Annotated in this window: 22 protein-coding genes and 1 pseudogene; 3 read left to right on the top strand and 20 right to left on the bottom strand. The window is 39.3% G+C overall.

The genetic code is table 11. From position 1 onward, the window contains the following. Window positions 1-44: 44 nt before the first annotated feature. From lgt to FC85_RS10020, 18 genes and pseudogenes are all read right to left on the bottom strand, one after another. Window positions 45-884 (bottom strand): prolipoprotein diacylglyceryl transferase, encoded by an 840-nt coding sequence (gene lgt / locus FC85_RS10105; protein ID WP_057865414.1) that lies wholly within the window; start codon window positions 882-884, stop codon window positions 45-47. A 76-nt stretch (window positions 885-960) separates the two neighbouring features. Further along, window positions 961-2001 carry an HPr(Ser) kinase/phosphatase gene (gene hprK / locus FC85_RS10100; RefSeq protein ID WP_186825062.1) on the bottom strand — a complete coding sequence of 347 codons (1041 nt, stop codon included), beginning with the start codon at window positions 1999-2001 and terminating at the stop codon, window positions 961-963. 64 nt (window positions 2002-2065) lie between these two features. Next, window positions 2066-2413: a phage holin family protein gene (locus FC85_RS10095; protein WP_057865412.1), complete on the bottom strand. Its 348-nt coding sequence runs from the start codon at window positions 2411-2413 to the stop codon at window positions 2066-2068. Next, window positions 2410-2739, bottom strand: a complete 330-nt coding sequence (locus tag FC85_RS10090; protein ID WP_057865411.1) for a PspC domain-containing protein — start codon at window positions 2737-2739, stop codon at window positions 2410-2412. Before FC85_RS10090 ends, FC85_RS10095 begins: the two co-directional genes overlap by 4 nt. Before the next feature lie 112 nt (window positions 2740-2851). Continuing rightward, window positions 2852-3508, bottom strand: coding sequence for a phosphate signaling complex protein PhoU (gene phoU / locus FC85_RS10085; protein ID WP_057865410.1), 657 nt, complete (start codon window positions 3506-3508; stop codon window positions 2852-2854). Window positions 3509-3519: 11 nt separating this feature from the next. After that, window positions 3520-4284 carry a phosphate ABC transporter ATP-binding protein PstB gene (gene pstB / locus FC85_RS10080; protein ID WP_371862943.1) on the bottom strand — a complete coding sequence of 255 codons (765 nt, stop codon included), beginning with the start codon at window positions 4282-4284 and terminating at the stop codon, window positions 3520-3522. Between the two features lie 66 nt (window positions 4285-4350). Further along, window positions 4351-5157, bottom strand: a complete 807-nt coding sequence (pstB, locus tag FC85_RS10075) for a phosphate ABC transporter ATP-binding protein PstB (protein WP_057865408.1) — start codon at window positions 5155-5157, stop codon at window positions 4351-4353. A 52-nt stretch (window positions 5158-5209) separates the two neighbouring features. Beyond that, the gene (gene pstA / locus FC85_RS10070) at window positions 5210-6097 is read right to left on the bottom strand and encodes a phosphate ABC transporter permease PstA (protein ID WP_057865407.1); all 888 of its coding nucleotides are present in this window, start codon (window positions 6095-6097) and stop codon (window positions 5210-5212) included. Then, entirely contained in the window at window positions 6094-7023 is a 930-nt protein-coding gene (gene pstC / locus FC85_RS10065; protein WP_057865406.1) for a phosphate ABC transporter permease subunit PstC, read from the bottom strand. Before pstC ends, pstA begins: the two co-directional genes overlap by 4 nt. Further along, window positions 7023-7910 carry a phosphate ABC transporter substrate-binding protein PstS family protein gene (locus tag FC85_RS10060; RefSeq protein WP_057865405.1) on the bottom strand — a complete coding sequence of 296 codons (888 nt, stop codon included), beginning with the start codon at window positions 7908-7910 and terminating at the stop codon, window positions 7023-7025. Before FC85_RS10060 ends, pstC begins: the two co-directional genes overlap by 1 nt. 603 nt (window positions 7911-8513) lie before the next feature. Then, on the bottom strand, window positions 8514-9926 hold the full coding sequence (locus FC85_RS10055) for a sensor histidine kinase (RefSeq protein WP_225427552.1): 1413 nt from the start codon (window positions 9924-9926) through the stop codon (window positions 8514-8516). Next, window positions 9892-10617 carry a response regulator transcription factor gene (locus FC85_RS10050; RefSeq protein ID WP_057865403.1) on the bottom strand — a complete coding sequence of 242 codons (726 nt, stop codon included), beginning with the start codon at window positions 10615-10617 and terminating at the stop codon, window positions 9892-9894. Before FC85_RS10050 ends, FC85_RS10055 begins: the two co-directional genes overlap by 35 nt. 10 nt (window positions 10618-10627) lie before the next feature. Continuing rightward, complete coding sequence (locus FC85_RS10045; protein WP_083485096.1) at window positions 10628-11788, bottom strand: PDZ domain-containing protein; 1161 nt, start codon at window positions 11786-11788, stop codon at window positions 10628-10630. Window positions 11789-12176: 388 nt separating this feature from the next. Next, window positions 12177-13299 (bottom strand): peptide chain release factor 2 gene (gene prfB / locus FC85_RS10040; protein WP_186825063.1). Its coding sequence is split into 2 segments (ribosomal slippage): window positions 12177-13220 and window positions 13222-13299, totalling 1122 coding nucleotides; the frame shifts between segments, so codons are not numbered across the junction. Window positions 13300-13414: 115 nt separating this feature from the next. Then, window positions 13415-15781 (bottom strand): preprotein translocase subunit SecA, encoded by a 2367-nt coding sequence (gene secA, locus FC85_RS10035; RefSeq protein WP_057865400.1) that lies wholly within the window; start codon window positions 15779-15781, stop codon window positions 13415-13417. Window positions 15782-16250: 469 nt separating this feature from the next. Next, window positions 16251-16820 (bottom strand): ribosome hibernation-promoting factor, HPF/YfiA family, encoded by a 570-nt coding sequence (hpf, locus tag FC85_RS10030; protein WP_057865399.1) that lies wholly within the window; start codon window positions 16818-16820, stop codon window positions 16251-16253. A 122-nt stretch (window positions 16821-16942) separates the two neighbouring features. Next, on the bottom strand, window positions 16943-17635 hold the full coding sequence (locus FC85_RS10025) for a ComF family protein (protein WP_057865398.1): 693 nt from the start codon (window positions 17633-17635) through the stop codon (window positions 16943-16945). Further along, window positions 17632-18954 (bottom strand): annotated as a pseudogene (locus FC85_RS10020) (ATP-dependent helicase ComFA). The gene FC85_RS10025 and the pseudogene FC85_RS10020 overlap by 4 nt, the downstream one beginning before the upstream one ends. A gap of 47 nt (window positions 18955-19001) precedes the next feature. On the opposite strand from FC85_RS10020, the gene FC85_RS10015 reads away from it, so the two are divergent. Next, window positions 19002-19676: a YigZ family protein gene (locus FC85_RS10015; protein ID WP_057865397.1), complete on the top strand. Its 675-nt coding sequence runs from the start codon at window positions 19002-19004 to the stop codon at window positions 19674-19676. 978 nt (window positions 19677-20654) lie between these two features. Here FC85_RS10015 and FC85_RS10010 read toward each other — a convergent pair. Further along, window positions 20655-21746, bottom strand: a complete 1092-nt coding sequence (locus FC85_RS10010) for a glycosyltransferase family 4 protein (protein WP_057865396.1) — start codon at window positions 21744-21746, stop codon at window positions 20655-20657. A 263-nt stretch (window positions 21747-22009) separates the two neighbouring features. Between FC85_RS10010 and FC85_RS10005 the strand changes: the two genes are divergently transcribed. Both FC85_RS10005 and lrgB read left to right on the top strand, forming a co-directional pair. Further along, a complete protein-coding gene (locus FC85_RS10005; protein ID WP_057865395.1) occupies window positions 22010-22456 on the top strand; it encodes a CidA/LrgA family protein in 447 nt (148 codons plus the stop codon). Between the two features lie 24 nt (window positions 22457-22480). Then, window positions 22481-23233, top strand: coding sequence for an antiholin-like protein LrgB (lrgB, locus tag FC85_RS10000; protein ID WP_057865394.1), 753 nt, complete (start codon window positions 22481-22483; stop codon window positions 23231-23233). 233 nt (window positions 23234-23466) lie between these two features. Here the strand turns inward: lrgB and FC85_RS09995 are convergent, their stop codons facing one another. Then, window positions 23467-25308, bottom strand: coding sequence for an APC family permease (locus tag FC85_RS09995; RefSeq protein WP_057865393.1), 1842 nt, complete (start codon window positions 25306-25308; stop codon window positions 23467-23469). Between the last annotated feature and the right edge of the window lie 211 nt (window positions 25309-25519).

Below are 25519 nucleotides of genomic sequence, written 5' to 3'. Positions count from 1 at the left end.
AACTCCTTTATGTTTAAATCAAACTTAAAATCTGCTGCCAAGGATCATTTTGAAACCATTTGTAACTGATTACCTTGAAGATACCACGGATTAGTGTGATCCCGCCGACGATAAAAGATCAAAATGACTGCCCCAATAAACAGAACAATCGACAGAATTTGAGAAACCCGCAGATTAAAAAGCATTAAACTATCCGTTCGCATCCCTTCAATAAAGAATCTTCCAAAGGAATACCACATTACATAAGTTAAAAATACCTCGCCTTGTTTAAAGAAATGTGGATTATGACGCAAAGTAATCAGCACCAGGAATCCAAAAAAGCTCCACAAAGATTCATATAAGAACGTTGGTTGCCGATAAGCACCACTAATATACATCTGCGAAATAATCGGCTGCGGTAAATGTAACGCTTTCAAATAAGCCAATGATGTTATTTTACCAAAAGCCTCCTGATTCATAAAGTTCCCCCAGCGGCCAATTGATTGTGCGAGAATAACGGTTGGCGCGGCAACATCCAACATCAACCAAACCGGAATAAACCGGCTGCGGCAAAACCAAATCACCACAATCATTGCGCCAATTAATGAACCATATATCGCAATCCCGCCATCCCAAATCTTGATAATTTCACCAGGATTGTTTTTATAATAACCCCACTGAAAAATCACATAATACAATCGGGCACAAATCAACGCAGCCGGTAGTGCCCATAGGATCATATCATAAATGTCGTCTGGATTAATGCCACGTTTTTTTCCTTCGGTAACGGCCAGGTAAACCGCTAAGATGACGCCACTGGCAATAATAATACCGTACCAGTGAACTTCAATTGGCCCTAAATGAAATGCAATTGGATTCAAAGCCGTACTAGCTAAATTAAACAATTGATCTATCTCCCATTACAAAGCTTTCTCAAAGACAAATTAGTCGGCAGCCGATATGGCAACTACTAATTCCTAATTACTTACTCGTCTTTGGCACATTATTTTTCTTGCCCTTATCATCTTCACCAATTAAATTTTTATTTTTTTCTTCAACACTGGCTTGTTCTTTCTTTTGAGTTGCATCAACTTTACTATTAACCTTAATCAAATTATTCAAATTACGATCAAACGTTTCAGTTGCGTCATACCCCATTGATTGGGCTCTAAAGTTCATTGCTGCAGCCTCAATAATGATGGCCAAATTACGTCCGGTCTTAACAGGAATTGTAATTTTGGGTACATCCACATCAAAAATATGAACATGTTGCGTTCCGTTGCCCAAACGGTCAAACTTGGCTTCTTTAGTGTAATTCGCCAAATGAATGATCAGGGCAACCTGAGTTTGGCTTCGAACAGCCCCGGCACCAAACAACGTCATCACATCAATAATCCCAATTCCACGAATTTCAAGTAGGTGCCGAAGAATTGCCGGTGCGGTTCCAACCAGTGTTTGTTCGTCTTGTTGGTAGACTTCAACCCGGTCGTCAGCAATTAAGCGATGCCCACGTTTAACCAGTTCCAACGCAGTTTCACTCTTACCAATTCCACTATCACCGGTAATTAAGATACCAAGTCCGTATACATCCACCAAAACACCATGAAGGGACTTTCTTTCTGCCAGTTTATCTTCTAAATAATTGGTCATATTACTAAGAATTCGCGAAGTGGTCAGTTTTGACCCCAAAACCGGAATGTGCTGTTCTTTAGCAGCCTCCAATAATTCGTCAGGCGGATCTAGCTGGGTAGAAATGACAAATGCCGGCGTTTGAGGCTGACACATTTTCTTCATGACATCCAAAAGCGTCTCATGAGTCATCCCCTTTGAATATGAAATCTCAGTAATTCCAAGCAACTGAATTCGCTTAGCTGGGTAATAATTAAAAAATCCGGTAAGCTCCAAACCCGGACGAGAAATATCACTCGTCGAAATGTGTCGTTGGTCTAAGTACTCTTGACCATAATACACATCTAATCTGGCATTGGTTACCAAATCCGCTACACTTACACTGTCAGTCAAGATCATCCCTCCTCAAATAATCACTATAATTTTATCACTTTGATTTGTATCCGTCTTTAACGTTTTAAGGTCGTCGAAAATATTCGGCAATAATTGTACTAACAAGCGACATCAATATGGCAACAAACATCGCCATCCAGAATGATGAAAACCGAAATCCAGCTCCCACAATTGCCGCTGTCATTTCCAGCATAAGCCCATTGATCACAATGGTGAACAGTCCCAATGTTAATAAATTAATTGGTAACGATAAGAATGTCAAAATTGGTTTTACCAACCAATTTAAAACAACCAGCACAACTGATGCAATGGCTGCAATTCCAACACTGGCAACAAAAAAACTGGCAGGGAAAAAGCCACTAATTGCAACAAATAAGAGTGTATCAACCACGACGGTAGTCAGAAATCTCAAGATTGACCTCTTTTCTGATGGTCATTAACATCCTTTTCATCAACATTGTGGAGAACCTTTCTTGATTGGCTATCTGGATTAGTTGTGCTAAAATTTGATTTCATTTGATTAAAAAAAGACGTCGTTGAATGATCACTTGGAACAATAACTCCCATTACGATATAAGAAAGAAAAGCCACCAAACCCACTCCAGGTGTCAACAATAAAACAATATACAGAATTCGGACCAACGATGATTGCCAGCCAAAATACTCAGAAATGCCACCTAAAACACCAGCTATAATTCGATCTGATGACGACCGATGCAGCTTCTTGCCGTTATTCATAACGTATCCCTCCAATTTAGAAAATCTTCTATATTAAGTCATCACAATTCTATTCTAAGCGTATCCAAAAAAAGCACTGCAATCAAGTATGCAGTGCAAAAAACAGCCATTCTTAATTTAATTCAATAATTTTACCCGTTGCAAGATAAACGGTCCATTCGCAAATATTAGTACTGTAGTCACTGATTCGACCCAAATCTTTGGCGACGTTCAAATAGATAATCGCAGAATTTACAATATCCGGGTCTTTAGCCATGGCTTGATAGCTTGGCGCCGCGATATCATTGTATAAATCATCCATCTTCTGGTCATACGTCCGGGCTGTCTCCTTGGCTTTAGCCTGATCCGCGGTACCATAGGAATCCATCGAATCATCATATTGTTCACTGACACCCCTTGCCATTGTCGCAATGATCGTTTCAACTTCGCTGATTCGAGGTTCACCTTTAATCTGAACTGTCTCCCGGGCAATATTTCGTGCATGATCACCAGCCCGTTCCAAATCAGTCACAGCCTTCAAGATCCCGACAACTTCTCGTAAATCGCCGGTCACCGGCTGATAAAGGGCAATCATTTCAAAAGATCGCTTTTCAATATGAATTTGTAGGTGATTAATCTCGTGATCATTAGTAATAATTGTCTTGGCAGCAGCCACGTCGTGATCAATAAAGGCTTGACCAGCGTTGGCAATTGCTTCGCTCACTAGGGCACCTAATTTCATAAAATCGGCTTTAAGGGTCACAATTTCTTCGTCAAAAACTTTTCCCATACACGTCTCTCCTATCCAAATCGACCGCTAACATAATCTTCCGTCTGCTTATTATCAGGATTCACAAACATCTTGCTGGTATCATCATATTCCACAACCCGGCCTTCCATGAAGAATGCCGTTTTATCAGAAATTCGCGAAGCCTGTTGAAGATTATGTGTCACGATAATGATTGTGTATTCTTTTTTTAACTCTAGTAATGTATTTTCAATTTTAGCACTGGAAATTGGATCTAACGCACTCGTCGGCTCATCCATCAAAATAACTGAAGGAGAAACTGCTAAAACCCTGGCAATACAAATTCGCTGCTGCTGGCCCCCGGAAAACGATAACGCATTGTCATACAAGTTATCTTTAACTTCATCCCAAACAGCTGCCTGCTTGAGACTCCGCTCAACAATTTCATCCAACTTTTGCTTGTCACGGACACCAGCAATTCGCAAGCCATAAGTAATATTATCATAAACTGAAAATGGAAATGGATTAGGTTGCTGAAAAACCATGCCAATTTCTTTCCGTAGATCAACCAAATTAGTTTGGGGTGAATAAATATTTTGATCATGAAATTTGACCATTCCAGTAATTGTCACGCCATCAATCATGTCATTCATTCGATTAAGACAACGCAAAAATGTTGACTTGCCACATCCGGACGGCCCAATCAGCGCTGAAATTTGATGCGGTTCAAAATCTAAATGAATGCCATGAAGTGCTTGAAAATCGCCATAATATAAATCAAGATTATCTGCTGTAATAATTGGATCTGACATTTTGATTCCTCCTAAGGCTTCGAATCTGTTTGATGGGTAACTGACAATCAACTTCGGTCGACATTATCCATATCAACCAAAGTTACCAGAAACATAATCATCTGTCAGTTTCATTTTAGGCCGGGTAAACACTTTTCGAGTTTTGTTATACTCAATGGCCTCCCCCATATTAAAGAAGACGGTATAATCGCTTAGCCTAGCCGCTTGCTGCATATTATGCGTCACAATAATAATGGTATAGTCTTTTTTTAATTGTCGTAACGTTTGCTCTAGTTGAGCTGTTGAAACAGGATCAAGTGCACTGGCAGGCTCATCAAGAAGAAGGACATCCGGTTTAACAGCCAATGCCCGAGCAATACAAACTCGTTGGGCTTGGCCACCGGAAAGAGATAACGCGCTCTTGTTCAAACTATCTTTAACCTGATCCCAAACGGCAGCTTGCTTCAACGTTTTTTCAACAACTTCATCAAGCACCTTTTTACTATGAACACCACGACGTTGCAAAGCAAACGTAATATTGTCATAAATTGATTTGGCAAACGGATTAGGTCGTTGAAACACCATCCCAATCCGCCGACGGACTTCATAGACATCAATGCCTGGTTGGTTGATATTAACCCCTTGGTACAAAATTTGTCCGTTTACTGTAGCAACATCATCATTCATTCGATTTAAAGATCTTAGAAATGTTGATTTGCCAGAGCCAGACGGTCCAATTAGCGCAGTAATGGTATTTTTTTCAAACTGAATATCAGCATTGTGCATGGCGAGTGATTTGCCATAATAAATCTCTAAATCTTTAGTTTGCATTGTAATTGGTGTTTCCTCAGGGTTAAACTCATAAATAAATCTATCTGATTGTTGATCTAACTTTTGCATGATGCCACCTCCTATTTTTGAGTCATTGTCATTCTCAACTTTACTTGAACCATTAAATACTCGTCATTTTTTCAAAAACTTTTCGACCAATGTAACGAGCGGAAAAATTAAAGATGAGAATTGCTAAAACCAATACTGCAGCTGAACCAGAAGAAACTTTCGTTAGATCCGGCATAATGCCTTCTGAATTAATTTTCCAAATATGAACCGCTAAAGTTTCAGCTGGACGCAACGGACTCAGGGGACTATCAATATTAAACGGATTCCAATCACCAAAGTTTAACGCAGGTGCACTTTGACCAGCGGTATAAATAAGCGCAGCAGCTTCGCCAAACACCCGACCGGAGCAAAGAATAATCCCACTGATGATGCCGGGTAGGGCTGCTGGAACAACAATGTGAATAATCGTTTCATATTTAGACAACCCCAGGCCCAGACCACCTTGCCGTTGATCATCAGAAACACCGGATAAGGTTTCTTCAATATTTCTAGTTAGCAGAGGAAGGTTAAATATTGTCAGTGTTAAAGCGCCTGAGATAATTGAAAAGCCATAATTAAATTGCACCACGAACAGTAGAAATCCAAACAACCCCACGACAACCGAAGGCAGTGAACTCAAAATTTCAATTGCCGTTCGAATCATCCCGGTAAACCAATTATCTTTGGCATATTCATTCAAGTAAATAGACGCACCAAGCGCAATTGGCAATGAAATTAACATTGCCAACACCAATAAGTAAAACGAATTAAACAGCTGGATACCGATTCCACCACCGGACGTGAATGCTTTGGCTGGAGTTGTTAAAAAATGCCAACTCACATTTGGCAGACCGGTAATAAAAATATAGCCGATCAAAAATGCCAGAATCAAGACAACAAATCCCGCAATTCCTCTTAAGGCAGCAATGGCAATTCGACTTTGTTTTTGAGATCGATTCATTTTTTAAATGCTCCCTTCCGACCAATAAAGTGAACCAGTAAATTGAAGAACAATGACATTACCAGCAAGACTAATGCTAATGACCACAGGGCATCATTTTGTAGGGATCCCATTACGGTATTCCCCATTCCGGCAGTTAACACGGATGTCAAAGTTGAGGCGGGTGAAACCAAATTATGCGGCATCAACGCCGCGTTACCAATCACCATTTGAACGGCCAAAGCTTCACCAAACGCTCTGGCCATCCCAAAAACGACTGCCGTTAGAATTCCTGGAGTTGCCGCTCGTAAAACCACTTTCCAAATTGTTTGCCACTTGGTCGCTCCCAGTGCTAATGACGCCTGCCGATAATACTTTGGTACCGACTTTAACGAATCAACCGTCATTGAAACAATTGTCGGTAAAATCATGACAAATAGGACGAAGGTGCCTGACAGGATTCCAAAACCGCTCCCACCAAATGTATTTCTAACAAAAGGTACCACCACTGATAATCCGATAAACCCGTAAACCACAGAAGGAATTCCCACCAACAATTCGGTAACCGGTTGAAGAATCTTAGCGCCGCGCTTAGGCGAAATTTCGGTCATATAAACCGCTGTTCCAATTGCAAACGGCGTCGATACAACTGCTGCCAAAATGGTCACCAAGAATGACCCAACAATCATTGGTAAGGCTCCTACAGCTTGATGACCACTTGGCGTTTTTGTTCCCGGGTTCCAGAGCGTCCCGGTAAAGAAATCTTTAAAACTAATATGATCATTGAAAAAGGTTGACAGCCCTTTAGTTGCAACAAAGACAATGATTCCTAAAACGATTGCCATAATCAGTAAAAGAGCCGAAAGACTTAGTAAATGGCCAAATCGTTCGTAACGGGCCGTCTTTGACTTTTTCATGAGTTGCTTAGCCAGCTTTTGATTTTGCATCACGATTCACCCGATCCTTTCGAAATCTTTCCCTGCCAAGTTCGCTGATAGTGCATGTCCTTAACAGAAATATATCCTAACTTATTAAACAAGGTCGTTTGAATATGTCTATTTTTTAAGTAATTTAAAAACTGCTTCGTTAAGCCTTTAGGTTCACCGCGGGTATAGATATGTTCATAGGACCAAATTTTCCACTTGTTGTCCATCACGTTTTTTTCAGTCGGTGCAACGCCGTCAAGGCTGATTGGTTGAACCGTTTGATTGACATAACCAAACGAAACGTAACTAATTGCCCCCGGAGTTGATGAGACAATTTGCCGGACAGTCCCAGATGAATCCTGTTCTTGTGCAACCGCACTTTCGTGACCCTTTAAGCCATATTCTTCAAAAGTGACCCTGGTACCACTTCCTTGGGACCGATTAATCAACGTAATTGGCAGGTTTTTGCCACCCAGTTGATGCCAATTTGTAATTTTCCCAGTAAAAATTGCGATTAACTGGCGAGTGGTTAAGTTATGAATGCCAACCCGATCGTTCACAATTGGGGCGACCCCAACAACGGCAATTTTATGATCAACTAACCCCTTTGGATTAATCCCCGCCTTTTCTTCTGCAAACAGATCCGAATTTCCCATTTGAACAGCACCCGATTCAATTTGGCTTAATCCAGTTCCTGAACCGCCACCCTGAACATTGATAAAAATGCCGCTGTGTTCAGCCGAATACTCTTCACTAGCTGCTTCCACTAGTGGTTGTAAGGCCGTTGAGCCAACAGCCGTTATCGACTGCTGGTTTGTCGCGGTTTTGCTTCGGACGCTGTAAGCACCAATTCCAGCAAGAACGACTACCAAAGCAGTGATCCATTTAATTACTGTCCGTTTGCGCATCTGACATTCCTCCTTAAATCTCCAATATTCATTGTATTAAACCAATGTAAATTTTTGACCGGATAAATGTAAAAATTATGTAAATAGATCATGGGGGTCCGCTTTTAACCCGGAAAATAATTTAACTTGGAAGTTGGCAGCCACTTATTGATAATGGACACAAAAATGCTTCTTCGATCATTTGCTTAATATAACGTAAAAGTACGTGGCTGGTACAATAATCGTCTTAACCAGTCTCTATTAGTGTAAACCCAATTATTGCCGAGCGAAAACGCGGGACAAAAGGCAACTTTCGGCCGTGTAACATTCAATCCGGGAATATCTCGTTGAACTTTTTACTTAGCTGAAAATGTGGGCCAACAAGCAGATCCCGGCCATATAAGTCCCCTAATTTAACATTCCAAAATCGGGAATATTAAATTAGGGGACTTATATTCTGGGGTCTAATCGCTTGCTGGCCCACTCAGTTTGTACGTTTAATGATAAAGAAACTTCAAATTTAATGGAAAGCAGTAGCTGCCCACGATAATGACTAAAAACAATTTTCATGATATTAACGGCCGTGTTAAATAGCATAAAGATGACACTTTGCTTGATCAACTTTCAGTTATCTGATGCCGCTTTCCCATCATTTTCTGTAACAATAGGAAATTCAATTGTAAAGGTTGAGCCCACACCACGTTGACTCTTCACATGAATCGTGCCGCCAATCGAATCAACCAACTCTTTAACAATTGCCAATCCCAATCCCGTTCCGCTCACTTTTTGCTTTGTCCGGGAATCATCAGCCCGATAGAATCGTTCAAACAGCCGTGAAATATCTTTTTGAGCAATCCCAATCCCTGTATCAGATACATGAAGCTGCCAGTAACTGTCATTGACCGTGTACGTAATGTCAATTTGACCGTTTGGTATATTGTATTTAATGGCATTACTAACCAAATTCCGAAGGATCCGGGTCAGCATGCTCGCGTCAGTATTGACCTCAACTCCCGAACCAACTTGATTATTGATCGAGATTTGGTGAACCTTGGCGACCGATTGGTAAGGTGCTAATTCTGAATTAACGAAATCATGAAGATTCATCGATTGATAATCATAGTTGGTCCCATTCTGAATATGTGAAATCGTCAAAACATCATTAATAAGTGAGGTAAGTTGATCACTTTGTTCGTCGATAATTTTTAAAAATTCCACTAATGTTTTCTGATCATCCATTGCGCCATCAAGCAATGTCTTCGCAAACCCGGAAATAGCAGTAACGGGCGTCTTTAATTCATGGCTTGCATTTCTTAAAAAGTCGATTTGCATTTGCTTAACATTAATAATATCTGAAATATCGTACATAATGACTAAAATATGAAAATCATTTTCCAGTTGATTGTAAACCACGCTGGTATCCCAAGTAATTGGCTGATCGCCAATACTCCGGACCTCAGCCTGTTGCGATTTTCGATCATTAAAAACACCGTCAATAAGTGAAAGCAACTGGTAATTTCGAATATCCTGCGTGTAAGGATGAACTTGCGTCAAAATATTTCGTTCCAACATCGTCGACATTTTATGATTGGCAAAAATAACGTCATGAGCTGAATCGATCACCATAATTCCAACGGGCAAACTTGAAAGAATTGTGATCAGCTCAGTGTTACTATTTCGAATACTTTTTGCCTCATCTTGCTGTCGTGATTGTAATTCATTTAATTGATCAGCCAAACCTTTAAAGGGATTATCAGGTGCAACAAACAATGGCGCAGCTGGTTGATCGTGGACAATATTTTCAGTCATTGTTTGCAACTGCTTAATCGTTTTTTCGTGTTGATAATAATAAATGCCCAGTACAATCGTCACAATCGTTAAAATTGTCATTGCCACTAAGCTAAGGAAAAACCAATCCCGCTTCATTCCGGAAAATGCATAAAAGTTCATTGCCAATGTAACAATACTCAATCCAACGGTTGCCAGGATTTGTTTGCTAATTTTACTCAGAATCGTCATCCCCCGTAGAGAATTCATAACCAAAACCGCGAATTGTCTTTAAATATTTGGGCTGTTTAGGATCCGGTTCAATTTTTTCTCGTAAGTGGGCAATTTGGATATCAACCATTCGACTTTGACCAGAATAGTCAAATCCCCAAACGCCTTGAAGCAATTGATCACGACTTAAAACTTGGTTCTCATGACTCACCAGGTATTGCATAAGTTCAAACTCTTTCGGTGTCAATCGGAGATTTTTAGAATTAGCGCTGACCCGATATTTTTTATGGTCAATTGTAAAAGGACCCGTTGTTTCAACCCCGCCATCACTGTTACTTGGATTTTGTTTAGCAGTTGCTTCACTTTTTTCGTAGCGGCGTAAAACCGCGTTGATTCGAGCAATAACTTCTCTGGGACTGAAAGGTTTGGGGACGTAATCATCAGCTCCCATTTCCAAGCCAAACACCTTGTCAAACTCGGTATCTTTGGCAGTTAATAGAATCACTGGTGTATCGTTACGATCCATCCTGACTTGCTTTAAGACATCCTCACCACTCATCTGCGGCAACATTAAATCCAACAATACAATATCAAATTTTCCATTTTCAATCTTTGATAACGCATCAACACCATTGGTGGCACTTTGAACTTCAAAGTTAGCCTGTTTTAAATTATATTCCAGCAAAGTCACAATTGCAGGCTCATCATCAACTACTAATACTTTTTTCACGGTAATCCTCCTAATCGATGGGGTGGGTATATGTTTTAACCCCAATTTCATGGGGCGAGTTCTTGAAGATGGCGGTTTCAGTAATCTTTAGTTGATCATTTCGATCACGAACTTTGAACCGGCAATAGGTCGAATTGGTGGACAGCGCTCGATAAAATTCATCTTCGTTGGCAACTGGAATTTCATTCACAGTTAAAATAACATCACCAACTTGTAAATTCATCTTTGCGGCTGGTGTTTCAAGCTGAATCCCAATTACCCGAATGCCATCCATCACCTCGCTATATTCAAATTTTTGCCGATTGTCTTCATGTTTGGCTAACCAAATCGATAAGTAATAGCCAAGTATCAGAATAAAAATTCCTGGAAGAATTGTCTTGGTAGCAACATAACCAATCCCAACCAAAACAATCCCCAGTCCGCTTAAAACCATTAACGACTTGCTTAACCGGATGAAGAAACTTCGTGGCACGCTTCTCTTTACGGTTAATTTTAATCCCAACAAAATCGGAATAATTAAAACCGCGTATGAATGACCGTTAATTTGAAACATTGGTATAAAGAGAAAACGACTGACAAACCAATTGCCTGGAACCAGCATCAAAAATGGGATGATACTCATTTCGTTAAATTTATAAACGGCTACCCGATTATTTCGCTGATTTCTAGCCAGTGATGGGGATGCAAATTTACCACCATTGACATGGAGAAATACACAGCTTCCAACAATTATCAGGGTCAAAATAATCAAAAAGTTAAGCGGGTTAACTTTGAGGGCGGTAAGTCCAATGTTGTTAAACCAAGTAACAAATGGTTTCAACTGTGGCACATGAGGAACCAGAATTGTTACTACACTAACCAATCCAGCGGTTGTCACCGGAAAAAGCTGTCCCGGAAAAATCAACAAGCCGACCAATATCAGTAGCTCATACAAAAACAACCATTGAACTGAAACGCTCAGAAATCCACCAAAAACAATCGAAACAACGACTCCTAAAATCAAACCACTCCGAACAAAGTGGCGCCCCTCATAAAAATCTTCATAGATTGCAGAACTAAAAAGTTGACGTTCTCTTTTAACTCGATTTCTATGTACTAAATACGTTCGAATGACACCAACCCATAATGCTGGTTGTAACAGATAAAAACAAAGTGCGATTAATAATTTCATAGACATTTCCCTCATCCTTGATCATACAGCTAGTATATCATTTATTATTCGGCGAATAAAAGGGCATCAGAAACAAGAATTTCCTAAAAGTCGTTAATTTTTGGGGAAATACTTAGCTCAAATCATGATTCCGGTTATAACTATTTGATGAATCAGATTATCCACCCCGCTGTTACAGATTAGGCTTTGATTGATACTACCAGTTGAGGTAATTAAGTTGGTCAAATACTAAACAATTTTGTCAAATAGATAGTTTTCAGATTGACTTAATCATAATCAGAGTGTAAACAAAAAGGCTCGACAAAATGATTCATTGCCCAGCCCTTTGACTATTTTTTGAAAATACCATTAATTTACGCGTTTAATTAATGCATCACCCACAAACAAATCATTCTGGATTCTTCTGACTTAATTGCCATTGCAAGTAGGCATTAATAAATGGATCCAAATCACCATCCATGACACCATTAATATTAGCCGTTTCATAATTGGTCCGGTGATCCTTAACCATCGAATAGGGATGAAATACATAAGATCTGATTTGAGATCCCCAGCCAATATCTAATTGTTCACCCTCAATTTTGGCCCTTTCTGCTTGTTTCTTTTCCTGCTCACGTTCATACAGCTTAGACTTCAACATATTCATAGCTGTTTGTCGGTTTTGCAGTTGTGAACGTTGTGCCTGGCTGGCAACTACGATTCCAGTGGGAATATGAGTAATTCGAACTGCCGAAGAAGTTTTGTTAACATGTTGGCCACCGGCACCACTGGACCGATAGACATCAACCTTTAACTCGTCAGGATTAATTTTAATTGAAACATCATCATTTAATTCCGGCATGACGTCAACTGATGCAAACGATGTATGCCGTCGTCCAGCGGAATCAAACGGCGAGATTCGTACTAACCGGTGAACGCCTTTTTCTGATCTGAGATAACCATAGGCATCGTTACCACTAATTAATATCGCAACACTATTAATTCCAGCAACTTCCCCCACTTGATAATCTAGCGTTTGAACTGTATAACCATGCGACTCAGCCCACCGGCTATACATTCGCAACAGCATTGATCCCCAGTCCTGTGACTCAGTTCCACCGGCTCCCGGATGAATTTCAAGGATGGCATTATTGTGATCATATTTGCCGTTCAATAACAGCCCCAACTGGTAACGATCTAATTTTTTCTTCAGCTCAGCTGATTCAGTCGTAAACTCATCTTGCATGCCTGAATCAGGATCTTCAGAAATCAATTCCAACGTCACCTTTAAATCTGCTAACTTGTCAGACAATTCTTTGAAACGATCTCGTTTTGTCTTCAATGAGTTAGTCTCATCAATTAGTTTTTGAGCGCTTTGCTGATCATCCCAAAAACCAGGTTCTGCCATTTTGGCTTCATTCATCCCAATACTTTCACTCAGGGCATCGAAGTCAAAGCGACCTCCTAAAACCATCAATGGCTTTTTGCATTTCTGCAATCTGTTTTTTGGCGTCACTTAATTCAAACGTCATTATAAATCTCTCCCTTTCAAATCTTGCTGCAAATTATTGAAGCATCAGCACTCTAAATTTAAAGAAAGAACCCAAACAATAACCAATTGCCCGGATTCTTTCAACAAATAATTTATTAACGTTGCATGTTTTGACGAATTTCTGCTTTCATGAATAGACGGGTAGCGTCGTAATCAATATCAGAAATCATTTCTTCAAACATTTTGTATCCTTCACGTTGATATTCAACAAGTGGATTTTGTTGACCATAGCCACGCAATCCAATTGATTGACGCAATTGATCCATAATATCAATATGGTCGGTCCAATGCGAATCGACAACCCGAAGAATAACAACCTTTTCAAATTCAAGCATTTGTGAGGCATCATACAGTTGCTCTTGCTTTTCTTTATAAACCTTATCAGCAAAGCCCATCAGCAATTGCTTAATCTCATCAGCAGTTTTCCCTTGGAAATCATTCAATGAAACTTCATCTGGACTCACCATTGCACTAATCGCAAAGTCAAGAATTGTTTGAAGATCCCAGTCCTCTTTTTCACCCTGAGTATGCAAATCAACAATTCGACCCACTGTCCGTTCAATCATTGGCATAATGACCCACTTCAGCGACTTGGTTTCATTAATAACCTGTTGTCGCTCTCCATAAATAACTTCACGTTGTTGACGCATAACATCATCATATTGAAGAACGTTTTTTCGAGAATCATAGTTATTACCTTCAACCCGTTTTTGAGCAGATTCAACCTGTTTAGTAATCATCTTGGAGCGAATAACGGCGTCTTCACCTTGAACATTCATATGTTCCAAAAAGTTCTTAATTTTTTCAGAACCAAATCGACGCATCAAATCATCCTCAAGTGATAAATAAAATTGAGAAAGACCTGGATCACCCTGACGACCTGAACGGCCACGAAGCTGATTGTCAATCCGTCGAGACTCATGACGTTCAGTACCAATGACCGCTAAGCCACCAACTTCAACGACACCAGGGCCTAATTTAATATCAGTTCCTCGTCCAGCCATGTTGGTTGCAATTGTAACGGCACCTTTTTGACCGGCGTTCATAACAATTTCGGCTTCCTTAGCATGATTTTTGGCATTTAAAACAACGTGGGGAATTTTCTCTTCATCCAACCGTTTTGATAAGTATTCCGAAGTTTCAACAGCAACGGTACCAATTAACATTGGCTGCCCCTTCTTGTGAAGTTCCTTAATCTTACGGATAACGGCATCAAATTTTGATTCCAAAGTTGGGTACAAAACATCTGGTTGATCAATTCGAATAACAGGCTTGTTAGTTGGTACGCCAACAACTTCCATGTTATAAATCTCTCGGAACTCTTCAGCCTCGGTCTTGGCAGTTCCAGTCATTCCGGCAAGCTTTTTATACATCCGGAACATGTTCTGATAGGTAATTGTTGCCATGGTTTTACTTTCTTCTTGAATCTCCACGCCTTCTTTAGCCTCAATTGCTTGGTGAAGACCATCGGAGAATCGACGTCCCTGCATAATTCGACCAGTAAATGAATCAACAATCAATACCTCGCCGTCTTGAACCACATAATCTTTGTCACGAAGCATGATAAAGTTAGCCCGTAAGGCTTGGTCCAAATGGTGAGTTAAAGCCGTATTGTCAGTATCATAAAGGTTCTTTAAATTAAAGTACTTTTCAGCCTTTTCAATTCCCTTATCAGTTAATGAAACGGTCTTAGTTTCAAGATCAACTTTAAAGTCGTCCTTTTCATGTAAGGTCTTCGCAAATCGGTCAGTTCGTTGATATAGTTCAGATGTTCCGGTTGATTGACCAGAAATAATTAAAGGTGTTCGCGCTTCATCAATTAAGATGGAGTCAACCTCATCAACAATCGCAAAATTCAATGGTCGCTGAACCATTTCTTCTTTGTAAGCGACCATGTTATCACGCAAATAATCAAACCCAATCTCACTGTTAGTAGAATAAGTGATATCGGCTGCATAAGCCTTTCTTTTTTCATCTGGACCCATCTCAGCAAGGTTAGCGCCAACCGTTAACCCAAGCCAATTATAAAGCTCACCCATTTCGGTAGCATCACGTTGCGATAGGTACTCGTTAACCGTAACAACGTGGACGCCTTCGCCTGCAAGTGCATTCAAGTAAACCGGCATCGTTGCAGTTAAGGTTTTTCCTTCACCAGTCTTCATTTCAGCAATATTGCCTTCATGAAGCACAATACCACCCATGATTTGAACGTGGAATGGATATAAGCCTAAAACCCGCCGTGCACCTTCACGAGCAACTGCAAAAGCTTCTGGAAGTAAGTCATCTAAAGTTTCACCTTTTTGATAACGTTCCTTAAATTCCGGTGTTTTGGCTTGTAGTTGTTCATCACTGAGTTGACGATACTCTTCAGCATAAGCGCCAACCCGATCAGCAATTTTGCTTAACCGCTTTTGCTCACGCTTATCACTTTCAACCCATTTCTTTAAAAGATTAGTAGCCATTAGTAGATTCCCTTCTAAAATAAAACTTCTTTTTCAATTTCTTAATTAAATTTGTGAATTGCATACCCATTAATTGTAACATCTTAGGTTGCTATTGAAAACAAAAACATAACTGGTACAGCATTCAATTATCATAGACCATTTTCACTGAAGAGAAAAGCCTGAAATCTCTAAAAAAACAATTTTCATAAAAAAATAATAATCTTGTTACAGTTAACTTTTGATGGATAAAGATATCTTACAAAGTGGTCGAAACGATGATGAACCACAAAACATAATAGTGTGATTTGAGCTCTGAATCATAGTTCGCGCCACCCAAACAAACCTTTTCTTCACTTTACTTTTTTCATCAATAGCCGTCACCATGATAGCAAAAAAGGCTGGACAAATAGTTGTCACAGCCTTTTTTTAAAATAATAATTAAGTCTCACTACATTAGGCTAATTAATGGTTAACCTGATGCATAAACCTAGTCTTCCCCGGTTTCGATCAAACCATAGCGACCATCATTTCGACGGTAGACAATATCAATGTTTGATGTATCGGCATCTTCATAGATGAAGAAATCGTGTCCAAGCATATCCATTTGAAGAATTGCTTCTTCGTTGTCCATTGGCTTCAATGCCAATCGTTTAGTTCGAACAACATCAAATTGAGACTGGTTATCATCGTCAGAATCATCAGATGTTGTTGGCGCCTCATTTGGAACAAATTCCAAGTTCTTAAAGCCCTTTTCACGAGACTTACGGTTTACTTTGGTCTTGTATTTCCGAATTTGACGCTCAAGTTTATCCGTTACTAAATCGATACTTGCATATAAGTCATTGGACATTTCTTCAGCACGTAAAGTCAGATATGGTAAAGGAATAGTGACCTCAACTTTTGCTTGCTTATCTGGATAAACCTTCAAGTTGACATGAGCTGTATTCTTCAAGTCTTTCTCAAAGTACTTCTCCAGCTTGCTGATCCGTTTTTCAGTATAATCACGAATCGCTTGAGTTACCTCAATATTTTCTCCACGAATGTTAAAAATTAGCATAACGCTCTCTCCCTTCACCATTAACGGTTTAATGGTCCGGCAATGAAAGTGATTTCATTACTGGCTACAACTTTAGTATAATTGAAAGTTCGCTTTTTAACAATCATTGTCTCTGGAATTATTTATCTGGCAAGGGTCAATCCTTTTACTGATGCGGCTTTTGCTTGATATAATAACCTGGCTGCGTGTCGGATCGTCGCGCCAGTAGTATAGACATCGTCAACCAGCAAAACATCACGCCCAACAACGGTTTTGGCTAAACTAGGAATCAACTTAAACGGTTGAATTAGTTGAAGACGCTCTATTCGATTCTTTTCAGATTGGCGGTAATCTTTTTGTTCCTGTTTAACAGCTAACACATTATCAACCTTTAAATTAGAAATCAATCCGAGCACCTGGTTGAACCCCCTGGTTTGCATGGTACTCTGACTAACAGGAATCGGGACAATCAAACGGTGGGTAGCTTTAAGTTCATCCTGAATCTGACGGGTGAAAACACTCCTAAGTCGATAGTCGCCAAGAAACTTATAACGTTTCATATAGTTTTTCATTGCGTCATTGTATTCATACAATGACGAATTAACAAATTCCAGCTGAGCTCGATTATGCCATTTCAAACAATCATGACATGGGCTACCCATATTTGTTAACAATCGACGACCACAAATTCGGCAGGTTGCAACCGTTTTTAGGTCTAGAAATGTAGCAGCGCATTTCCGGCAAATTGTTGGCCGGATATACTTGCTGAACGAAAAAATTTTCTCAAATGACACAATGTCGTTAAGTTGATTATGACATAATAAACATCTTTTCATAATTGACGAGCCCGCTGGTTCATCCGCTTAATTTGTCGATCACAAGATTTAATATTTGCTGTTCGAGTTTCGCAATAAAATAAGACCCGCCCTTTCGGCCGATCACTATTTCGACCAACTCGCCCGGCAATTTGGACCAGCGCTGCAGCCGAAAATATCTCATCATCCGCTTTTAAAACAATCACATCAATTCCTGGAAAAGTAACGCCACGTTCAAGAATCGTTGTTGTAATTAAGAAATCCAGCTGCCGGTGGCGCATCTTGGCAACTTTTTCAATTCGATCAGGATCCGCTGAAAAAATAGTTTCGTATTTGGCAACAATTCCAGCACATTTAATTGCTATCCTGACAATTTTAAGATCAATAATTCGAGGAACAAACAACAAAAATCGCTGCTTTTCGTTGATTAGTTTAAAAATTGTCTTGCTTATTTTGGGTGGCAACTGTCCTTGCCTAATAGCTTGATCTAACCGCCGGGTTTTAATGATCGTTATCTCAGGTAAAAGATGACCATGATAACGAATAGGCAAATAGCTAATTGATAAAGTCTTTCTTTGAACCTGATTAAGCAGTTGCCGATCTGGCGTTGCTGTTAGAAAGAGCATAGCGCCGTTTCTCTTAATTGCATTTTAAACGGCAAAGTGCAGCATTGGATTCCCGGAAAATGGAAAAACATCCACTTCATCAATCACTAGGACATCAAAGGCATGATAAAAACGAAGCAGCTGGTGCGTTGTACAAATTGTGATTTGACAATATTTGTAAGATTGCGTACTTTTCCCATGCAATAAAACGATCGATGTTTGATCAAACGCTGCTTGAATTCGAGGAAACAGCTCAATGCACACATCCACCCTTGGAGAAGCAATTCCGATCCTTAATCCGTGTGAAAGGGCGTAAGCAATGCCTTTAAACAGCATTTCCGTCTTCCCTGCCCCAGTAACAGCCCATAATAAGTGCCGTTGCCGCTTTTTGAATATCTCAACAACCTGAGTCGCACACTTTTCTTGTAGATTCGTCAATTTCCCCTGCCAAGACAAGGGCTGTTCGTTAGGCGGAAATAAATTGGGCTCCGGCAATGTTACTAACGGATTAAGTGTATCCATCCGCTGCATCTGAATACAAACATAACAATAAAAATGTTTGTTCGGTAATTGTGCATCCCTGGTTTTTAATTTTGAACCACAACGATTACAGGACAGCCGGCCGGTTTTATTGATTGCTGGGCGGATCGAAATGTTGGGTAATTGCTTTAATTCCGGTGAAAGTTCTGATAAACTAATTTGGCGTCCGTACAACTCTGAACTATCATTGATCATAGATGATCACCTCAATATTTAATTACGAAATTATTGGAGGTTTTTTATTGGAAAATTTAACATTAACAATTAAAGCTAATGGTGTTCACGAAATTGACATCAAAAAATCACGATTCATTTGTACACTTGCCAGAATCAAAGATGAAGCTCAGGCTAAATCAATCATCCAGCAAGTCACTAAACAAAATGAAAAAGCCAACCACAACTGCTATGCATACGTTTTAGGAACTACCGACCAGATTCAACGTGAAAGCGATAATGGTGAACCATCGGGAACCGCCGGCATCCCAATTCTTGAAGTACTAAAAATGAATGAACTGCATAATGTTTTGGCCGTTGTTACCAGATATTTTGGGGGCATTAAACTTGGTGCCGGCGGCCTTATCCGAGCTTATAGCAATGCCACTTCAACAACGATTGATGCTGTTGGAATCGTTAATTTGGTAACAAAAAAAGAAATTAAATTGACAATTGATTACAATCAGCTTGACAAGCTAAAATATTTTCTGGATACCAACACCATTCCGATCGAATCAACCGATTATACTGACAAAGTTAAATTAATCGTTCCAATCGAAGAAACACAGCTGGCTCATTTTGTTCAACAGCTCAAAAACCTCTTAAGTGATCAATTTGCATACGTTGAGGGTGAAAATAAAATTTTTGAGGTACCATACTCTCGAGCTGCCAGACAACGAAAAGAAAAGACTGAAAAAAGTTAAAGTATTTCTCAAACACAAGTTGCTTTCATACTCAGAATGGATGAATACGTCAAACAACGTACCAGTATGGACGTGAACACGCTTTATAATCATATTAACTTGATTTCTTCAAAACGTTCAATGATTCATCATAAGAGGTTCGGCCAACCACTAAAGTGCCGAGCCTTTTTTGTCGTCATTAAGATTGGTACCGATTGAAAACACAAAATTGGCACTAATAACAAATTGTTTAACAATGATAAGCAAAAATTAATCCAACCTTTAATAACCCTGGCTATTAATGGTACAATAAGGTTATGCAAAAAGCGCTTACATATTGCTTTTTGCTTCCAAAATACATATATAGTTTTTAAATTAACGCTCAAGAATCTTTAATTCTAGAAAGGATCCCAGAATATGAACACGCCATTTACAAAAACACTATTATTGTTCTGTGGAGAAATGTTTGAAATGTTATTAATAACCGGTGGCCTAATCATGTTGGGAACCAAGAGCGTCAGTATTAATTCCCTGATTTTTTTGTTATTAATGCTTGTTATATTAACCTGCCAATTTATTCACGCTCAACGAAAGCGTCAAAAACAATAGTTTTCTTTGAGAAGCTAAATTGATCTCATGATGGAGAATATTGGTGACAGAAAATAGGAATCCACGACCAGATTTGTTTGACCGTGGATCCTATTTTAGCAGTCATAATTAACGATAACCTCAACACACTTGCCAGCAGTAATCACCTATCATCTCACATTTTTACCAGTTGACATTCATGCGTGTACAAGCCAAACAAAGGCGCTGGGTCAATTGATTATTGTCCCGAATTCTAAAAAGAGCTGGTCTTAAAAGCATGTTCTGCATGAACTCGTTTCTAAGATCAACTCTTTATAATTTTAAATCAAGTATAAGCCTGTCAATATGTACATGATGTGAAAGCCTTCGCACAACACCCTATCCATGCCTTAACATAAACTTCTTTTGGCTTTAGTGATTACTCTTACTAGTTGTATCTTTAACTAATCGCTTAATCCCGTTTAACAACGGTTGTCGATCTTCGCCAACCAGACCAATCGTTTCGACAAACAGCTCTAATCCAAACAAAACCGCAATGGTAAGCAAGATTGATCCCCACAACGAAGAAATTGGATAAAGCAGTGAAATGAACGAAAAGATCAATGCAATCCCATAAATAACCAGAACGGTCTGTCGATGCGTCAAACCAATCTGCATGAGTCGATGGTGTAAATGCCGTTTGTCCGCATGAGTGATTGGTTCTTTGTTAAGTAACCGACGAAAAATCGCAAATACCGTATCAGTAATTGGTACTCCTAGGATCATAACCGGGATTAATAAGGTAATGAAAGTTGCATTTTTTAATCCGAATAAGGAGAAAACCGAAATCATAAAACCAATAAAAAGGGCCCCGGTATCTCCTAGATAAATTCTGGCAGGAAAAAAGTTATACGGCAAAAAACCAATGCAAGCGGCAACCAATGAAAAAATCATGATTGAAACAAAAATATTTCCAATATTCAAAAAGAACATACCAGTAATTCCCATTGTCGTTAAAGCAATAATGGCAACTCCGGTAGCTAAACCATCCAAGCCATCGATTAGATTTACCGCATTGGTAATGGCTAAGATCCAAATCCAAGTTATCGGAAGGCTCGCCCATCCCAAATGAAGCGTAAAGAACGGTAACGTGATTGTTGTCATCTTCACACCAGCCGCAAAATAAACCCACAATGCAGCAATTGAAATTCCTAACACTTTTTGCCTAGGTTTTAGTTCAAAAATATCGTCAATGATTCCCGTTAAAATGATAATTGCTTCACCGCCAAATATCCCCCACAACACCTTGGTTGGAAACTGATTCCTCAGTAATACCATTGTTGTAAATGTGTAGGCAATAAAAACAGCCAACCCACCAATCGTTGGCATCGGAATCTTATTGACTCTTCGTTTGTTGGGACGATCTTCAGCTCCAACTAGAAAAGCGAGTTTTCGGATAAATGGGGTCAAGACTGCAGAAATAATCATGGTAGCAAATAAAGACACAATGATCTCAAATTTCAAATTTAGTAACCTCACTTAATTCCTCACATTTGTTTATTACATCAATTATACAAACGACAAAACATAAAAACAAGCCAAGGTTTATTATCTGATAAACACGACCTATTTCAAAAGATGTCCGGACCAATTGTTGTTCTGTTCACAAGCCAGAAAAATTTGTAAGCCTTTTAATTGTGTTATTGTCAAAAAGCACTTATACTTTGAGCAAGTAAGGTAATAGCAATCATTTGTATTTAAAATTTTCTTGAAAGGGGTTCTTCATAATGGCTGACAAATTAAAAAATTCACAAGATGTTAAACCTGAAACTAAAGAAACCAAAGACGCCCCCATTTTGATTCAAATGGGAATTTTCGCAGGTATTTTATTCGTTTCCAGCATCATTTCACCAATGTTCCCAGCAAGCTTTCCAGTTCCAACACCCGTTATCGGCTTGGTCTTACTCTATCTTTTATTAACCGTCCATGTCATAAAAATTGAATGGGTTGAAAAGTTTGCCAACTTCCTAATTGGGTTTATTGCATTCCTATTTGTGCCATCCGGCATTCAATTAACAGCTTCACTTGATATTATGCGTGCACAAGGCGTTCAGCTGGTGGCTACAATTGTTATTTCAACTGTTATCTTACTTGTTGTAATCGCTTACACAGCTTCGTTCTTTATCTGGGTAAAAAAGACAGTCTTTAAACGTGATGTTTCGGTTCAAGAATAAGAAGGGTAAGAAGGTGAATCAACCATGACAGCAACTCAAACAATGATTATCACGTATTTAGGAACACCCATTTTTGGCATTTGTTTGTCACTTGCCGTTTTCCTGCTTGGACAATGGCTGTTTAAAATCAGTAAGGGATTTTTTCTCTTCCAACCTTTGTTCGTTGGAATGGTCTTAGGAATTTTTGTTCTTTGGCTCATGGCAAGAGCTTTTGGGGTCGATACAACTTGGTTCTATACAAACGCATATAAACCCGGTGGTGACGTTATTTTCTGGTTCTTAAACCCAGCCACTATTGCATTTGCAGTCCCATTGTACAAACGAAATGACATTGTTAAACGATTTTGGTTAGAAATCTTACTATCTCTAATTATTGGCCTTTTCATTTCACTATTCTTGATTTACTTCGTTGCCAAGACTATTGGAATGGATAACAATGGAATTGCTTCTATGTTACCTCAAGCCGCAACAACTGCGATTGCAATGCCAATCTCTGGTGCAATCGGCGGAACACCAGCAATTACCGCGATGGCATGTATCTTGAACGCCGTCCTGATTTACGCTTTAGCAACTTGGCTTATTAAGATCTTCCACTTGACCGAACCTGTTGGTCAAGGACTGGGATTAGGAACTGCCGGCCATACTGTTGGCTCTGCCAAAGCGATTCAATTAAGTTCAGCCGCCGGAGCAATGGCAGCGATTGCCGTTGTTATTATCTCAATTGTCGTTGATCTAGTTGTCCCAACATTCGCACATATGATGGGTCTTATTCATTAAGATCATAATTATTAATGATTAAAAACAAAATAAACAAAAAGGCGTTTAGTTTACCGACTGTATGGACGGAGAACTAAACGTCTTTCTTGTTTCACTTTTTTAAAAGTAATTGTTTGATTAAAAAGTAAGAAATTGGCCAACTAATTTTTGCACTTTTGGATAACAACCATTAATGAACAACCCTAAAAAAACTTTTGAACCATAATCATTTCTTGGCCATCCAATATAATCAACTACTCACGCAAATGATAATTATACGTTGAAATAATAATATTCTGACGAGAATTTAAGATTGTCCGTAACCTTAAACTCGTCTGGTTATGCAAAATGTTTTCCCAACGATGTTTTGGAACAAACTGTGGTACCAAAACAGTCGTTGAATAATTCCGGTCAGCAGCCCGTTTAGCAATAACGTCACAGAAACGCAATGTTGGTTGGGCAATCGAACGATATGAAGAGTGAATATCAACAAACCGGACATTTGGAAATTGCCGCTTAAACTGTTCTGAAGTCTTATGTTCTTTTTCTGGATTTGAATCAAAAGAAACGTGCATGGCAATCACATAATCACCAATTGATTCAGCATAGCTAATCGCATTAGCAGTAACCCTGGTAACACCGCTAACCAATACGATGACCGTTGAACCGTCAAAATGATGAGTCGTCGTAATTTCAGTATCTTCCTCGACCACTCGTAATTGTTCCGCTACTCGTTTGTAGTGTCGATTGATTTTATAAAAAATCTTAATTAAAATCGGCATCACAATCAGATATGGCCAGACATTTGGGAAACGGAGCAGGAACAAACAGGTTACCAGTGCAAGCGAAATAAACGCCCCAATAAAGTTAATAACTGACTTAATTTGCCAGTTCTTTCCACGGTGACGATACCAATGAATAATCATGCCGGATTGAGATAGTGTAAACGGAATAAAAACCCCAACCGCATACAACGGAATTAGAGAATTGGTTCGGCCGCCAAAAATTTGGATTAAGACAATGGCACCAACTGCCAATGAAATGATGCCATTTGAATATCCTAATCGATCACCCTTATCAAGATAAGCGTGAGGTAAGAATTTATCCTTCGCTAAATTATAAGCTAAAATTGGGAACGCAGAAAAACCAGTATTCGCAGCAACAGCCAAAATCATGGCAGTTGATAATTGAAGCAAGTAATAAATAATGCCATGACCAAACACGGCAACGCCAATTTGTGAAAGAACCGTTTCATGATTATTAGGAATAATTCCTAAATAATAACTGAGATACGTGATCCCACCAAAGAAACAAGCTAAAATTGTCGCCATAATTGCCAATGTAGCGGAAGCATTATGGCTCTTTGGCTTTTTAAAATTAGGCACAGCATTACTGATCGCTTCAACACCAGTTAATGAAGAAGACCCTGATGAGAAAGCTCGGAAGAACAGAACCAACGTCATCCCCGCAACTGGTGTCCCAATGTGCGCTGCCGCATGGTATTCAATATTACCGTTCATAATATTATAGCCACCGTAAATCACCATGGCTAAAATAACAACAATAAACAAATAAACCGGCAAAGTCAGAAATGAAGCGGATTCACGGATTCCCCGCAGATTTAACAACATAATTGCCACAACGATTAAACATGAAAGTAAGACACGATGATTATACAGTGACGGAATTGCCGAGGTAATTGCTTCAGTTGCAGACGTTGTCGATACGGCAACCGTCAGCATGTAATCAACCAACAGAGAACCACCAGCTATCAAGCCGGCGCGCTCACCCCAGTTGGTGCTCGCAACAACGTAAGCACCGCCTCCAGATGGATATGCATGAATAATTTGTTGATACGATAATGTGATTGCGGCCAAGAGAATCAAAACAAGTGCAGCTACCCAAATTTGATACATCAAGGCAGCGGCTGATAATGTGATTAAAATGGTCGTAATTTGTTCAGTACCATAAGCCACTGACGATAAAGCATCGGAAGATAGCAATGCCAAGGCTTTGAACTTGGTTAGGGCCTGACCGCCCTCATCAGTGGTTTTTAACGGCTTCCCAATTAAAAACCGTTTTAAATATCGCCACATAAATAGTTTCTCCTTTTATTAAAATCTACCATTCATATTGAACCCTAAAATGATAGTCCTAAATACGTGTAAAAACAAGTATGTAATGCTAGCTGAATACTAATACCATACAATACAAACCAGGCAGCGGCAACCCTAGCTGTTTTTAGTCATTCAGTCAGCTTTTTGAAATTGCTTAATTTCCCAAATTCGCCACAAATAACCAAATAAA

The sequence above is a fragment of the Lentilactobacillus diolivorans DSM 14421 genome, assembly GCF_001434255.1.
Taxonomy (GTDB): Bacteria; Bacillota; Bacilli; order Lactobacillales; family Lactobacillaceae; genus Lentilactobacillus; species Lentilactobacillus diolivorans.
Note: the sequence above shows the minus strand (reverse complement) of the source record. Positions and strands in the feature narration are given on the sequence as shown.